General features: G+C 51.7%; 1 protein-coding gene. It reads left to right on the plus strand.

All coding sequences use genetic code 11. The features are described from left to right. Positions 1-269, plus strand: a 269-nt coding sequence (locus R0K30_RS22090) for an RNA-dependent RNA polymerase family protein (protein WP_410612995.1), incomplete at both ends; no start/stop codon positions are given.

A 269-nucleotide genomic window follows, 5' to 3' on the forward strand; every position in this document is an offset into this window, starting at 1 on the left:
TGTTTTTTCCTTATGACCGGCGGCTGGAAGAGTACGCTGGTGAGCGTGGCGTTATGTATACGCGCTACGCAGATGACGTTGTCCTTTCGGGGCGCGGTCAACCGCCTGACGATCTGAAGGCTTTTGTTCGTCAAACGATTGAGGCAGGTGGATGGAAACTTTCGGAAAGAAAGGAAAAGCTCGCTACGAAGCCAAATCGACTAAAGGTGCACGGATTACTTGTCGATGGCGATAGTCCTCGTCTGACGAAGGGATATCGGCATCGCATT

The organism is Bacillus sp. SIMBA_154 (assembly GCF_046536015.1).
Classification (GTDB): domain Bacteria; phylum Bacillota; class Bacilli; order Bacillales; family Bacillaceae; genus Bacillus; species Bacillus pumilus_P.